The organism is Caballeronia sp. LjRoot31 (assembly GCF_964253885.1).
In the GTDB taxonomy this organism is placed as follows: domain Bacteria; phylum Pseudomonadota; class Gammaproteobacteria; order Burkholderiales; family Burkholderiaceae; genus Caballeronia.
In genome coordinates, this window is the sequence record NZ_CAXURX020000003.1 from 1247197 (window position 1) to 1259738 (window position 12542).

A 12542-nucleotide genomic window follows, 5' to 3' on the forward strand; every position below is an offset into this window, starting at 1 on the left:
AAGGTAAGAGGTCGGCATCCGACCTCATTATCGTGCTATTGGTCGAGCGGGGGGGGGGGGCGGCGGATATTGGGTAATTACGGAGATAATTGAGGGATGACCGGTGCCGCACGCGCTAACTTGCAGCCGTCCGCATGGACCGGTATTCACTCCGCACAATATCCATCAACTCAGCAACCGATGTGCTGGCGGCTTCCCGCTCGTAAGTCACGCGGCCGCGCTGCATGAGCATGACGCGATCCGCAATATCGAGCGTCTGCGCGTAGTTATGCATGATCATGACAATGGACAGTCCCTGCTTTTCCTTCAGTCGCAAGACCAGGTCGATGATCAATCCCGCCTCACGCGCGCCCATTGCCGCGAGCGGTTCGTCGAGGAGCAGGATCTTCGCATTCGAATTGACGGCGCGAGCGACGGCAATCGCCTGCCGCTGCCCGCCTGACAGTTGCTCGACCGGCAGATCGACCGATGGCACATGCACGCCGATCTCTTCCAGACATTCCTCCGCACGGGTACGCATGGCGCGGTTATTCAACAGGCGAAACGGACCGCGCCGGACGATCTCCCGATTCAGGAACATGTTGTGATAAATGCTGAGCGAATTCGCCAGCGCCAGGTCCTGATAGACGCATTCAATGCCAAGCGACCGGGCGTGATCGACGGAGCGAAGCAGCGTTTCCTCGCCGCCTATAAATAGCTTGCCGCTCGTCTGCTGATGAAACCCGGTAAGGATCTTGATCAGCGTCGATTTACCCGCGCCATTGTCGCCGAGCACCCCAAGTATCTCGCCTTGTCTGAGCGTCAACGACACACCGTCGAGTGCGGTCACCGCGCCAAAACGTTTGACGATATCTTCGCCCTGCAACGCGGCCGTCCCTGTTGTTCCCGCCGCCGCAGTTGTTGACGCGTCGGCCATTAGAGGTCTCCCTTGCGAGCAAGACGGACGACGTGGATGTTGAAGATCATGGCCGCCAGGATCGCCGCGCCGAGAATCATGTTGAAGGTGAACGCGTTGATGCCGATGAGCGTAAACCCGTCGTTGAGTATCCCGAGGACTGCCGCGCCAATCAGCCCGCCGATGATCGTGCCCGAGCCGCCGGCGAGCGGCGTGCCGCCGATCACGGCAGCAGCGACAGCGAGGAACATGATCTGGTTGCCGCCTGCCTGAGGATCGATGGACGTTATCCGGAAGCCTTCCAGGATGCCGGTGAAACCGGCAAGCAGCGCAGCAATCACAAAGTTGCCGAGTTTCAGGCGCCTGACCTGAATGCCCGCTTCGCTCGCGCCTAGCTGATTCGCGCCCGCCGCGATGGTATGCAAGCCCCATCGAGTATGGCGAAGCAACACATGCATGACCGCGGCAATCGCAATCGTCCAGATGATTTCGCTGTATCCCCACTCGCCCATGAACGCCGAAAAATGCGTGCCCTCTGGCGGTGACACCGGCGTTCCTCGCGAGAGGGTCAGCGTTAAGCCATTTACGAAGAACAGCGTGCCGAGCGTGGTGACGAAGGAGGGGATGCGCAGGTACACCGTCACCGCGCCGTTGATCACGCCGACTACACCTGCCGCCAGCACGCCGGCCAGCAACGCGAGCCATGCGGGCGCGCCTGCTTCGTTGGCAAAGTGCATGATGAAAGGCGCGAACGCGAAGACCATGCCGGCGGACAAATCGATCTCTCCGCCGATCATCAGCATGATTTCGCCGCAGGCAATGATCGCGACCGGGGCGATGAACTGCGAGAGGTTTTCCAGACTCGCGCTAGTCAGCAGGAAGTCGTGGTTGGCCGTCTCGAAGTAGGCGCTGAGGATCAGCGCGACCGCAAGGATGCGGATCTCGCTGGATCGCTTCAGCGCGCCCGGCCATAACCTTGGGCGCCGGCTCGGCCGACTGGCATCCGTCACGGGAGTGGTCACCCCTTGATCGCACCCGTGCGCGGCACGATCTGAGGTTTCGTACTCTTGCCTTCATACCGCGTTTCGGTGGTCAGGTACGGGTCGACCGTGCCTTTGGTAACGAACTTCAGGCCAGTGTTGATGTTGGCCGGCCCGACGAGTCCGCCCGAGGAGAGGAAAATGAATGCTTCAAGCACGGTATAAAAACCCTGCACGTAAGGTTGCTGATCGATCGTGAAGTCGAGGAAACCGTCGTGGATCAGCTCGACCGTGCGCGGCAACAAGTCGAAGCCGCCGCCGTGCACGCCCTTGGACGGCAAGTTGGAATCCTTCATGACTTGGGCGACGCCTTGGGTGCTGCCTGCATCGACGGCGAACATGCCTTTCAAATCCTGGTGCCCCAGGAAGAACGACTTGATCTTCGAGAGTTCTTCGTTGACGGTCGCTCCGGTCGCAATGGTTTGCGCATCGATTTTCTTGCCTGATTTCTTGATCGCATCGATCGCACCGTCAAGGCGCGGCTGGATGTTGAGCTGTCCGGGTGTCGCGATAAAAAGTGCGACGAGGCCGCTATCCACCAGGCTGACGATACGCTCGCCCATCTGGTAGCCCGACAGATACAGATCCTGGCCGATATACGCGAGACGCGGATTAGCGCTGCCGCTTGGGGCATCGGCGTTGTATGCAAATACCGGGATGCCTGCGTCGAGCGCTTTCTGGATCGGCGTATTGAATGCCTTGGGGTCCACTATGGGAACCGCGATTGCATCGGCTTTCGCGGCAATGGCCGCGTTGACTGCATTGACCATCTCGCCGACGTCGGCGTTGGCCGAGCCGGTCCATTGGTAATCGAAACCTAGCAAGGCGGACGCATCCTGAATGCCGTATTGCGTGGGAACGAAGAAAGGGTTGGTCGTGACGTGATTGACGAATACGATCTTCCAGCGCTTGTGTGCCGGAAACGGGCCGGCTTCCGCGGCTTGCGCCGGTGTGATCGCGCCGCCTAGCAGCGCCAGCGCCGCAGTCAGGCCAGCACCTTGAAGCAAGCCGCGACGCACGCTTTGTACATCACCCAGGTCTTCCCGATCTTGCGCCATGTCCTTTCTCCCGTGTCGGTGTTTTTGAACAACTCATTTCATTTCACATGACGGCGCGGGCCGGGAAAGCGCCGGTGCCGGGCGTCGCTACGCTCCGTGAAACTCGCATGCTCAAGCGCACGCACGGCCGAATGACGACGTATCGACATGCTAGAACAGGCACTGGGCCAATTAATCAATGTATACCCTTAACTAGTCCGACTATTTTGATTAGCGGGTCAAAGGGCGGAGGGAGTTCTACGGCGACTGGAGACCGCTCAAGAAATGAGAGGTGTGCTGGAGAGTCCAATATTTGGGAACGTCGCGCTTCGTGCTCAGGTTGTCTTTGGTTTATCCACCTGACGATGGCGCTTTCGGAATGGCTGCAAGTTCCAGGCGAGGTTGCGTCATTCGAGATGCTTGCTTGCTCGACTTTCGATATACGTAGTACTACGTATATGGATCGAACGTTGTTGTCGTAATCAGTTGCGGCTTGCAAAGGAAAGTCGAATCGCCAGGCCAGCGCGCTCAGCCCGACGCGGTCCAGGGTAAATTAAATGAAGCGGATTCAATGAAGCGGGCGCGCCGCAATCAGCTTGCACGCGTGCGCGGGCAATTCGGCCAGCACCCGCATGCCAAGACTGAGACCGGGCGTTTCTCGCTGCGTGGTGGCGGCTGTCAGCGTGAAGCCGGCGCAGTCGATCGTCGCTTCCAGCGTGGCGCCGACATCGCGGATAAACGTGACCGTGCCGGCGAGGCAGTTAGGACCACTGGTGGTCGAGACGTGCCTCACGCAGACATCTTCGGGACGGATCAGCAGGCGGATGTCCACCGTGGATTCGGGCATCCGGGCGGGATTAGCCACGACAATCTGCTGGCCGCCCGGCAGCTTCACGCCGCCGCGTCCGTCATGCGTGACCGCAAGGATGTTGCCGAGCCCGATGAAGTCGGCGACAAACTCGCTGACCGGATTCCGGTAGATGTCGAGTGGCTTGCCGACCTGTGCAATGCGGCCCTTTTCCATCACGACGATTTCGTCGGCCATCGTCATCGCTTCGCGCTGGTCGTGCGTGACCATGATCGTCGTGATGCCAAGGCGCTGCTGCAGCAGGCGGATTTCGACCTGCATCGATTCGCGCAGCTTCGCGTCGAGTGCGGAGAGTGGTTCGTCGAGCAGCAACAGTTTCGGCGACGATGCAATCGCTCGCGCGATCGCCACGCGTTGACGCTGTCCGCCGGAGAGCTGCGTGACCGGCCGGTTCGCCATGTGCGGCAACTGGATCAGTTCAAGCAGTTCGGCCACGCGGCGCCCTTGTGCGGTCTTGCCCGTTTTGCGAAGCCGCAGCGGGTACGCGATATTTTCGGCGACGCTCATGTGCGGAAACAACGCCAGCGACTGGAACACCATGCCGAAATCGCGCTGGTTCGCCGGCAAGTGGGTGATGTCGCGGCCCGCAAAAGTCACGCTGCCGGAGCTCGGCGTCTCAAGTCCCGCGATCATGCGCAGCAAGGTCGTCTTGCCGCACCCGGACGGGCCGAGAAAGCAGACCAGCTTGCCATCCGGGACGCTCAGGTCGACGTGGTCGACGGCGTATGCCGTGTTGAAGCGCTTGGTCACGGCCTGAAGTGTTAAATGAGTCATGAGGATTCCTTAGATTCTTGCGTGCTCAGAGCGCGACGCCCTTGTCGCCAATCAGCTTTTCAAGCAGCCAGATCAGCGCGAAGTCGATGGCAACAATAAAGACCGCGAACGAAAACACGGTCGGGTCGAGCGACGACACCGTGCGGCTGTAGAGCCACACCGGCAGCGTCATCGTGTTGATGCCGTACAGGAAGAACGTCACCGTGAATTCGTTGAACGAGATGATGAACGCGAACAGCATGCCGGCCAGGATGCCGGGACGCATCAGCGGCAACACCACGTCGAACATCGCGCGGCGCGGGCTCGCACCCATCACGCAGGCGGCTTCCTCGAATTCCGGGCCGATCGACGCCGCCGACGCCGCGCAGTTCTTCACCGTGAATGGCAGCGCGAGAATCACGTGTGCAATGATGAGCCGGAACACGCCGAGCTCCACGGGCAGCACGTTAAAGACCAGCAGCAGCGACAGCCCGAGCATCACCAGCGGATAGACAAGCGGCAACGCGACGAGCTGTTCGACGGCCGACTTGCCTCGAAAGCGGTAGCGGCTCAACGCATACGCGGCGGGCACCGAGACCAGCGTCGCGATGATCATCGTTGACACCGCGACGATCAGGCTCGTCGTCAGCGCGGTACCCATGGAAAGCACGTCGCTTGCATCGGGCGAGACAAAGCTGTGCCATGCCGCGCGATACCACTGCAGGCTGTAACCGGGTGGCGGAAATTCCAGCGTGTCCGACGCGCTGAACGACATCAGGATCATCGTCAGGATCGGCAGGGCGGCAAGGAACAGGACAATGGCCGCGAGCAGTGCCGCGGACCTGCTGAGCCGGCCCGGCATGGTCGCGGGCAGGAGCCGCGCGCGCAAAGGAAGTCGATTGTATGGGGTGCTCATGCGGACGGTTCCTTGACCTTGAGACCTTGGGTGCGGCGCACGAGGCTTTGCGAGATCGCCATGACGGTGAGTGTGGCGACCATCAGCACCACGCCAGAGGCGGAGGCCGCCGGCCAGTTCAGCAGCGGCGAGACTTCGTCATGCACCAGCAGGGCAAGCATTGGCACGCGCCGGCCGCCGAGCAGCAGCGGCACCGCGAACGCGCTTGCGTTGTAGGCGAACACGAGCAGTGCGCCCGATACAAGCCCGGGCATCGCGAGGGGCAACATGATGTGACGCAGCGTCTGCCAGCGCGTTGCGCCGAGCGTTGCAGCGGCTTCCTCGTACGAGATCGACACTGCGCGCATGGCGCTCGACAACGGCAGCACGGCAAGCGGAAACGCGGTCTGGATCAGGCCAAGCAGCACACCATGCTCACGATAAAGCCATTGCATCGGACGCTGGATCACACCGCTTGCGAGCAACGCGTGATTGAGCAAACCGGCCGGGCCGAGGATCACGAGCCAGCCATAGCCTTGCAGCAACAGATTGACGAGCAGCGGCAACAGCACGCCCGCCAGAAGCAGGCGCCGTGCCAGCCGCGACTCGGTGCGTGCCATCGCAAGCGCGACCGGAATCGCCAGCAGCACCGCACACACCATGCTCTGGAACGCGAGCCGCAGCGTGAGCCACAGCGCCTTCAGGAAATACGAATCGGCCAGGTTCGCATAGTTCTGCAGAGTGAACCCATGCCACTCGTCGCCCTGCGCGCCGAAACTCATGCGCAGGACCACGAGGGCCGCCGCCGCGAGCACGGCGAGAAACGCGAGGATCGGGGCGAGCAGCAGCCACGGCCGCGCACGGGGGAGCGCGGCTTCCGATGCAGGGGCAACCGGCTGGTCCGGCGCCCCCGGTCCGGCACGCTGCGAAGAGAGTTCCGCCATCGTCACGCCGAGAAGATCTCGGTGTAGCGCTTGATCCACGCGGCCTGTACCACGGCAAGCGACTTGTCGTCGTGCAGTACGGACTTCTCAGCGATCTGCTGCGGGCTCGGCACGTACCTGAGGCTCTCGGCAGGAATGATGGCCTTTGAATTCACCGGGCCGTTCAGCACGTCAGCGGCCATCCGGCCTTGCACGCCGGCATCGAGCGAATGGTTGATGAACGCGTGAATCAGATCGAGGTCGCCAGGGTGCGATTTCGGAATCACCGTGAACATCAACTGCGTGGCAAAGCCTTCCTTCATACCGTACGTCACGCCCATCTTGTATTCGGGTTTCCTGATCTGGTCGGGAAAGAACGCGGGCGAATAGATGCCGCCGATATCGAGCGAGCCCGTGCGAAACAGGTCGGCGACCTGATTCGGATTCTCGCCGAGCGTCATCACGCGGTCCTTCAGTTCCGCAAGCTTTTTGAAACCCGGATCAATGTTTTGCTGCGAACCGCCCGACATTTTTGCAGCGATGATCGCCAGATCGACCGCCTCGGCAAACTCGGGCGGCGGCAAGAAAATGCGGCCTGCGTATTTGGGATCCCACAGGGCTTCATAGGACGCCGGTGGCGTCTTGACCGTCGACGTGTTGTAGATCAGCCCGTCGGACCACAGCAGGTAGCCGACACCAAACCCATCTGCACCGGTTCGATACCGCGCCGCCACCTCCTTGAGATTCGGCAGCTTGTCGAGGTCGGGCTTGACGAGCAGGCCCGCATCGCCGAGACCCGAGGCACCTACGCCCGCGAGCGTGATCACGTCATAGGTGGGGCGGTCGCCGGCGGCCTTCACCTTGGCGACCATGCCGGAGGTGCCGTCCGCGCGGTCCGCGATCACCTTCGCGCCGGTTTTCGCCGTGAACGTAGCCGCTATATTGTGCAATGCGGCAGTTCCCGTATCGTCTGACCAGGTCAGCAGACGTAGCGTCTTGCCCGAAAAATTGTGTTCCTGGGCTCTGAGATTGAGAAACGGCGCCGGCAGCGTGGACGCTGCGAGCGCTGCGCCGATCGTCTTGAAGGCTTGCCGCCGTCCCGTGCTGAATTTTTTCATCGCCGACTCCGTGGGTGGTTAAGTGAGATGTCTGACTTATGCGCCGGGTGAGCGGTCGCGCCCGCCAGCATTTGTCCGTGCATGAAAAATGTAGGGTCGCAAAATAGCCATCACAATCGATATATCGTCATGTCTACCATGACGAAAGCGCATGGCTACGTTCCTCTATCTCTGGTTTCTACCGGTCTTGGTATGCCGGTCGTGCATGGCCGGCCGCTGATCAGGCAACGGTGGTGCTGCCTGGTCAGGCGAAGCGTAATCCCGGACGCGGAGCATGCCTACCGGCCAATAATCAACCGGCCGCTAGCGCCGGGGCGAGTTTCCACGCGGTGGTTACCATCGGGAAATTCCACTACACGATTAGCGTGGCCATGCGGGAGGGAATCGGTCAATCAGCGCGCGAACGGACCCTGCGTAGAATATGACCATGATGTCGGCAGGAAATAGACCGTTCCCGTCTCCCTCAAGGTGCGGAAATGGACTTTCCCAGTGGTCATCGATATATTTATCCGAATATAACGAAGCCGGAGAGATTTGAGTGAGCAACACCACGCAACAAGCGGTCGGAGAGAAATTCGTTCTCGAGTCGATGCATTACGCGCGCGACAAAACGTGGGAAGTCGTCGAACAGGTGGCAGCCCGGATTCAACCCGGAATGCTTGAGTCTGAAGCGGTGAGCGAGTGCAAGCGGGTTCTGCAGGAGCTAGGGATGGAGCGAATCTGGCATCCCATCCTGATCCGGTTTGGAGAAAACACCTTGCGGACGTTCAAGCAACGTTCCGAGGAAGACCCGCGTCTGAAAGACGACGACATTTTTTTTGTCGATCTCGGCGTGGTCTGGAAAGGACATGAAGGCGATGCGGGCGCGACCTTCGTGGTCGGTGCAGACGCGGAGATGAAAGCGTGCGCGGATGCGGCAAAGACCGTGTTCGATGAGGTCGAGCACCATTGGCGAACGACGGGAGCCGGTGGTAAGGCGTTGTATGACTACGCGGCGGAGTGTGCGTCGGCGCTGGGGTGGAAACTGAACCTCGACATCAAGGGGCATCGCGTGAGCGATTTCCCGCACGCGATCTTCAAGGCGGGCAATCTCGGGAATTTCGAGCCGCATCCGGAGGCCGGGCTCTGGATACTGGAGATTCAGCTCGCGCATCCTGCAAGGCCGTTCGGCTCGTTCTACGAGGACCTGCTTGCCTGAGTCGTGTCGGCGAAGAAACGCTAACAAAGGACGCAATGTTCATTCGGCAACTCGAGTATCTCGTCACGCTGGCGCGCGAAAAACATTTCGCGCGAGCAGCAGAAGCCTGTCACGTTTCCCAACCTGCGCTGTCGTCGGCCATCCGTACGCTTGAGGCCGAACTGGGGCTGGTCATTGTCGAGCGGACGCGGCGCTTCGTAGGCTTTACGGAAGACGGTGAGCGTGTGCTTGGCTGGGCGAGGCAAACGCTCGCGTCGCTGCAGAACATGCGGCAGGATGCGTCCGCTGCGCAGGTCAGGCTGATCGGGACGCTTCGCATAGGCGCGATTCCGACAGTCATGCCGGTGACCGCCAGCATGCTCGCACCGTGCATGCGTGAGCATCCGCATATGCACTATGAGGTTCGCTCGCTCAGCTCCGACGCGATCCTGCGTCAACTGGACGAGCATGAACTCGATGTCGGCCTGACCTATCTCGACGGCCAGGTGCAGGCAGGGTTCAGCGTGTTGCCTCTCTATTTCGAACGTTACCTGCTTCTGTCGCCCTCCAGCGCAGGCGATGTGTTTGACGCGGGCACGGTGCAATGGAGCAGCGTGGGTGGATTGCCGCTTGGTCTGTTGACCGCCACCATGCAGAACCGGCAAGTGATCAATGCCGCGTTCCGACGCGAGAACGTGCTGCCCACCGTGGTTCTCGAAACCGACTCTCTTTTGTCTCTCTACGCGCACGTTCAACATGCAGGCTTGTTCAGCGTGTTTCCGCATAGCCTTCTAAGCGTCCTGCCCGCGGGCAGTCGTGTGCGTGCGTCGCTTTTATTGCCGGAGTTGACGCGCGGTATTGGTCTTATCGCGCGCAATCGGAATCCGCCTCCGCCCCTTGTTGCCGCCATCTGGAGAGCGGCAGAGCAGCTTGATCTGCAACGGGAGTTCGACGCATTGCTGCCCGACGCTGCGCGCGCATCGCAAGGCCCGGTGACCGTTTAAGGCGCGACATGCGCCGCTGTCTGCGCATGCTTGCGCGCCTTCATAAGAAGCGCTTATCACCTGATTCATCCAAACGATTGGACCCTCCGCGAGTACTTGGAGACACTGTGCTGTGTCGACGTGCCAGCCCCACGTAACGACCAAGGCGGCGCCGGGACATCGGCGCCGGTGTTATCCAAATCAGAGTGGAGTGAGACAGTCATGGCCAAGGTTCTATGCGTTTTATATGATGACCCCGTCGACGGTATGCCGAAGAAGTACGCCCGGGACGACATTCCCGCCATCACGAAGTATCACGACGGACAAAGCGCGCCGACACCGAAGGCAATCGACTTCAAGCCTGGCGAGTTGCTGGGCAGCGTGTCCGGCGAGCTGGGCTTGCGCAAGTTCCTCGAATCGCAGGGACATACCCTGGTTGTCACGTCCGACAAGGATGGCCCCAACTCCACGTTCGAGCGTGAACTGGAAGATGCGGAGATCGTCATTTCGCAGCCGTTCTGGCCGGCGTATCTGACGGCCGAGCGGATTGCCCGCGCGCCGAAGCTCAAGCTCGCGCTGACAGCAGGTATTGGCTCGGACCACGTCGATTTGCAGGCAGCGATCGATCGCGGCATCACGGTGGCCGAAGTGACGTTTTGCAACAGCATCAGCGTGGCTGAGCATGTGGTCATGATGATCCTGTCGCAGGTCCGGAATTATCTGCCGTCACATGAATGGGTCAAGAAGGGCGGCTGGAATATCGCGGATTGCGTTTCGCGTGCGTACGATCTTGAAGGGATGAACGTTGGGACCGTGGCGGCCGGGCGGATTGGCGCGGCGGTGTTGCGCCGGCTCAAACCCTTCGACGTCAAGCTGCACTACACGGATCGGCATCGTCTGCCGGAAGCGGTCGAGCGCGAGCTTGGCGCCACCTGGCACCCCACGGCTGAATCGATGGCGCGTGTCTGCGATATCGTGACCATCAATTGTCCGTTGCACCCGGAAACCGAGCATCTTTTCGACGAGAAGATGATCAGCAAGATGAAGCGTGGTGCGTACATCATCAACACGGCACGCGGGAAAATTGTGGATCGCGCCGCCATTGTGCGTGCGCTGGAATCCGGTCAACTCGCGGGCTATGCGGGCGATGTCTGGTTCCCGCAGCCGGCTCCGAGCGATCATCCGTGGCGGACCATGCCGCATCAGGGCATGACGCCGCATACGTCAGGCACGACGCTCTCCGCTCAGGCTCGTTACGCTGCAGGTACGCGCGAGATTCTCGAGTGCTGGTTCGCCAAGGAACCCATTCGCGAAGAGTATCTGATCGTCGACGGCGGACGTCTCGCCGGCGTGGGCGCGCATTCATACAGCGCAGGCAATGCGACTTCGGGCTCGGAAGAGGCAGCCCGCTTCAAGAAGGCTTGACGCCGTGGGCACGCTGGTCCGGCTGTTGAGGGGCGGCGTGCGCATTTCCATAGGCTTTAAACACAATGAATGAACAGATCGCCCGCGCGGCGCCCGCAGTTCCTTTAGCGCCGTTTAAACAAGCGGCATTCGGTTTTTTAGGTGGTTTTCTGGCAATTGGCGTGATCTCCCTGCTCGGGCACTTGACGAGCAGTCCGTTGCTGATCGCGCCATTCGGTGCGTCCAGCGTCCTGCTATTTGGCGCGCCCGATAGTGCGTTCGCGCAGCCCCGCAACCTTGTATTCGGACATCTGCTTTCCACTGCAGTTGGATTGGCGGTGTATTGGTTCGCCGGTCCAGGGGTATGGCAAATGGGACTGTCGGTAGGGCTCGCTATTGGTTTGATGCAACTCGCCCGTTGCGTGCATCCTCCGGCGGGTGCTGATCCGCTGGTGATCATGCTTAGCGGTAACGCTTCGACAGGATTCTTTTTTGTTCCTGTCCTTAGCGGCGTTTGTCTGCTGCTGGTTATTGCGTTGCTGTTCAATAACGTCGTGCGCGGCCGGCGATGGCCTGAGCGATGGTCATGACAGGGCGGCCCGGTAGCGGCAACGCGTTGTCGGTACCGGATAAGCGCGTGCATATTCACGCTTACGCTTATTGTTCGAACCCGTTCCCCTGATTGCGCAATATTCGAATCGAGCTGTCGAGATGCGCGCGGGCACTTTGTGCATCGCCCAAGCGTATTTGTTCATACGTGCGCTGTGCTACTTCGTGCGGCACGGGCTTGAGCGGCTGGTTGCTACTCATGGCCTTGAGCTGAACCTCTGCCGCGCGCTCCAGATAATAGAGATCGTCCCAAGCCTCCGCGATGCTCGGGCCCGCCACCATCACGCCGTGATTCTTCAGGAACAGGATGTCGGCGTTGCCCATGGCGTCAGCAATACGGTCTCCCTCCGACTCATCCAGCGCGAGGCCGTTGTAATCCTCGTCGACGGCAGTGCGGCCATAGAACTTCAACGCCGTCTGTCCGAGCCACAAAAGCGGCGGCCCTTCGATCAGGCATAACGCAGTCGCATTCGGCATATGCGTGTGGAAAGCAGCTTTTACTCGCGGTTTCGACCGGTGCAACCGTGCGTGGATATAAAACGCCGTGGCTTCCGGCTGCCCTTCACCCGCGATCACATGCCCTTCGAAGTCGCAAACGAGCAGACGCGATACGGTGATCTCGCTAAACGCATAACCATACGGATTGACGAGAAACAGATCGTCGTGCCCGGGCACGACTGCCGAGAAATGATTGCAAACCCCTTCCTCGTAACCCCGCTGCGCTGCAAGCTGAAAGCACGCGGCAAGTTCAATGCGCGCCTGCATGACGGCGTCGGAATCAAGCCGCGCGATGCGCGAGGAAGGAGCGGTGCTGTCGACTGAAAGCGAGTGAGCCATGAT

Annotated in this window: 12 protein-coding genes; 4 read left to right on the forward strand and 8 right to left on the reverse strand. The window is 60.6% G+C overall.

All coding sequences use genetic code 11. The features are described from left to right. Nucleotides 1-115: 115 nt before the first annotated feature. The 7 genes from ACSQ8V_RS34285 to ACSQ8V_RS34315 form a co-directional block, all read right to left on the reverse strand. Nucleotides 116-916 carry an ATP-binding cassette domain-containing protein gene (locus ACSQ8V_RS34285; RefSeq protein WP_436208782.1) on the reverse strand — a complete coding sequence of 267 codons (801 nt, stop codon included), beginning with the start codon at nt 914-916 and terminating at the stop codon, nt 116-118. After that, the gene (locus ACSQ8V_RS34290; protein WP_213762916.1) at nt 916-1917 is read right to left on the reverse strand and encodes an ABC transporter permease; all 1002 of its coding nucleotides are present in this window, start codon (nt 1915-1917) and stop codon (nt 916-918) included. Before ACSQ8V_RS34290 ends, ACSQ8V_RS34285 begins: the two co-directional genes overlap by 1 nt. Beyond that, nucleotides 1914-2993: a sugar ABC transporter substrate-binding protein gene (locus tag ACSQ8V_RS34295; protein ID WP_436208783.1), complete on the reverse strand. Its 1080-nt coding sequence runs from the start codon at nt 2991-2993 to the stop codon at nt 1914-1916. Before ACSQ8V_RS34295 ends, ACSQ8V_RS34290 begins: the two co-directional genes overlap by 4 nt. Before the next feature lie 547 nt (nt 2994-3540). After that, the gene (locus ACSQ8V_RS34300) at nt 3541-4614 is read right to left on the reverse strand and encodes an ABC transporter ATP-binding protein (protein WP_436208784.1); all 1074 of its coding nucleotides are present in this window, start codon (nt 4612-4614) and stop codon (nt 3541-3543) included. Nucleotides 4615-4639: 25 nt separating this feature from the next. Beyond that, a complete protein-coding gene (locus ACSQ8V_RS34305) occupies nt 4640-5509 on the reverse strand; it encodes an ABC transporter permease (protein WP_436208785.1) in 870 nt (289 codons plus the stop codon). After that, complete coding sequence (locus ACSQ8V_RS34310) at nt 5506-6432, reverse strand: ABC transporter permease (RefSeq protein WP_436208786.1); 927 nt, start codon at nt 6430-6432, stop codon at nt 5506-5508. Before ACSQ8V_RS34310 ends, ACSQ8V_RS34305 begins: the two co-directional genes overlap by 4 nt. 2 nt (nt 6433-6434) lie before the next feature. Beyond that, nucleotides 6435-7529, reverse strand: a complete 1095-nt coding sequence (locus tag ACSQ8V_RS34315) for an ABC transporter substrate-binding protein (protein WP_436208787.1) — start codon at nt 7527-7529, stop codon at nt 6435-6437. Nucleotides 7530-8067: 538 nt separating this feature from the next. Between ACSQ8V_RS34315 and ACSQ8V_RS34320 the strand changes: the two genes are divergently transcribed. From ACSQ8V_RS34320 to ACSQ8V_RS34335, 4 genes are all read left to right on the forward strand, one after another. Then, nucleotides 8068-8727: a M24 family metallopeptidase gene (locus tag ACSQ8V_RS34320; RefSeq protein WP_436208788.1), complete on the forward strand. Its 660-nt coding sequence runs from the start codon at nt 8068-8070 to the stop codon at nt 8725-8727. A gap of 35 nt (nt 8728-8762) precedes the next feature. Further along, nucleotides 8763-9710, forward strand: a complete 948-nt coding sequence (locus tag ACSQ8V_RS34325) for a LysR family transcriptional regulator (RefSeq protein ID WP_213762909.1) — start codon at nt 8763-8765, stop codon at nt 9708-9710. A gap of 201 nt (nt 9711-9911) precedes the next feature. Then, on the forward strand, nt 9912-11114 hold the full coding sequence (locus ACSQ8V_RS34330) for an NAD-dependent formate dehydrogenase (protein ID WP_436208789.1): 1203 nt from the start codon (nt 9912-9914) through the stop codon (nt 11112-11114). Between the two features lie 65 nt (nt 11115-11179). Then, the gene (locus ACSQ8V_RS34335; protein ID WP_436208790.1) at nt 11180-11683 is read left to right on the forward strand and encodes an HPP family protein; all 504 of its coding nucleotides are present in this window, start codon (nt 11180-11182) and stop codon (nt 11681-11683) included. A gap of 67 nt (nt 11684-11750) precedes the next feature. Here ACSQ8V_RS34335 and ACSQ8V_RS34340 read toward each other — a convergent pair whose 3' ends face one another. Continuing rightward, complete coding sequence (locus tag ACSQ8V_RS34340; protein WP_436208791.1) at nt 11751-12539, reverse strand: aldolase; 789 nt, start codon at nt 12537-12539, stop codon at nt 11751-11753. Between the last annotated feature and the right edge of the window lie 3 nt (nt 12540-12542).

Excerpts from the sequence above, each read along its gene's own strand:
- ACSQ8V_RS34330 (WP_436208789.1), top strand. The coding sequence starts at position 9,912 with ATGGCCAAGGTTCTATGCGTTTTATATGATGACCCCGTCGACGGTATG.
- ACSQ8V_RS34300 (WP_436208784.1), bottom strand. The coding sequence starts at position 4,614 with ATGACTCATTTAACACTTCAGGCCGTGACCAAGCGCTTCAACACGGCA.
- ACSQ8V_RS34340 (WP_436208791.1), bottom strand. The coding sequence starts at position 12,539 with ATGGCTCACTCGCTTTCAGTCGACAGCACCGCTCCTTCCTCGCGCATC.
- ACSQ8V_RS34315 (WP_436208787.1), bottom strand. The coding sequence starts at position 7,529 with ATGAAAAAATTCAGCACGGGACGGCGGCAAGCCTTCAAGACGATCGGC.
- ACSQ8V_RS34285 (WP_436208782.1), bottom strand. The coding sequence starts at position 916 with ATGGCCGACGCGTCAACAACTGCGGCGGCGGGAACAACAGGGACGGCC.
- ACSQ8V_RS34325 (WP_213762909.1), top strand. The coding sequence starts at position 8,763 with ATGTTCATTCGGCAACTCGAGTATCTCGTCACGCTGGCGCGCGAAAAA.
- ACSQ8V_RS34305 (WP_436208785.1), bottom strand. The coding sequence starts at position 5,509 with ATGAGCACCCCATACAATCGACTTCCTTTGCGCGCGCGGCTCCTGCCC.
- ACSQ8V_RS34335 (WP_436208790.1), top strand. The coding sequence starts at position 11,180 with ATGAATGAACAGATCGCCCGCGCGGCGCCCGCAGTTCCTTTAGCGCCG.
- ACSQ8V_RS34310 (WP_436208786.1), bottom strand. The coding sequence starts at position 6,432 with ATGGCGGAACTCTCTTCGCAGCGTGCCGGACCGGGGGCGCCGGACCAG.
- ACSQ8V_RS34295 (WP_436208783.1), bottom strand. The coding sequence starts at position 2,993 with ATGGCGCAAGATCGGGAAGACCTGGGTGATGTACAAAGCGTGCGTCGC.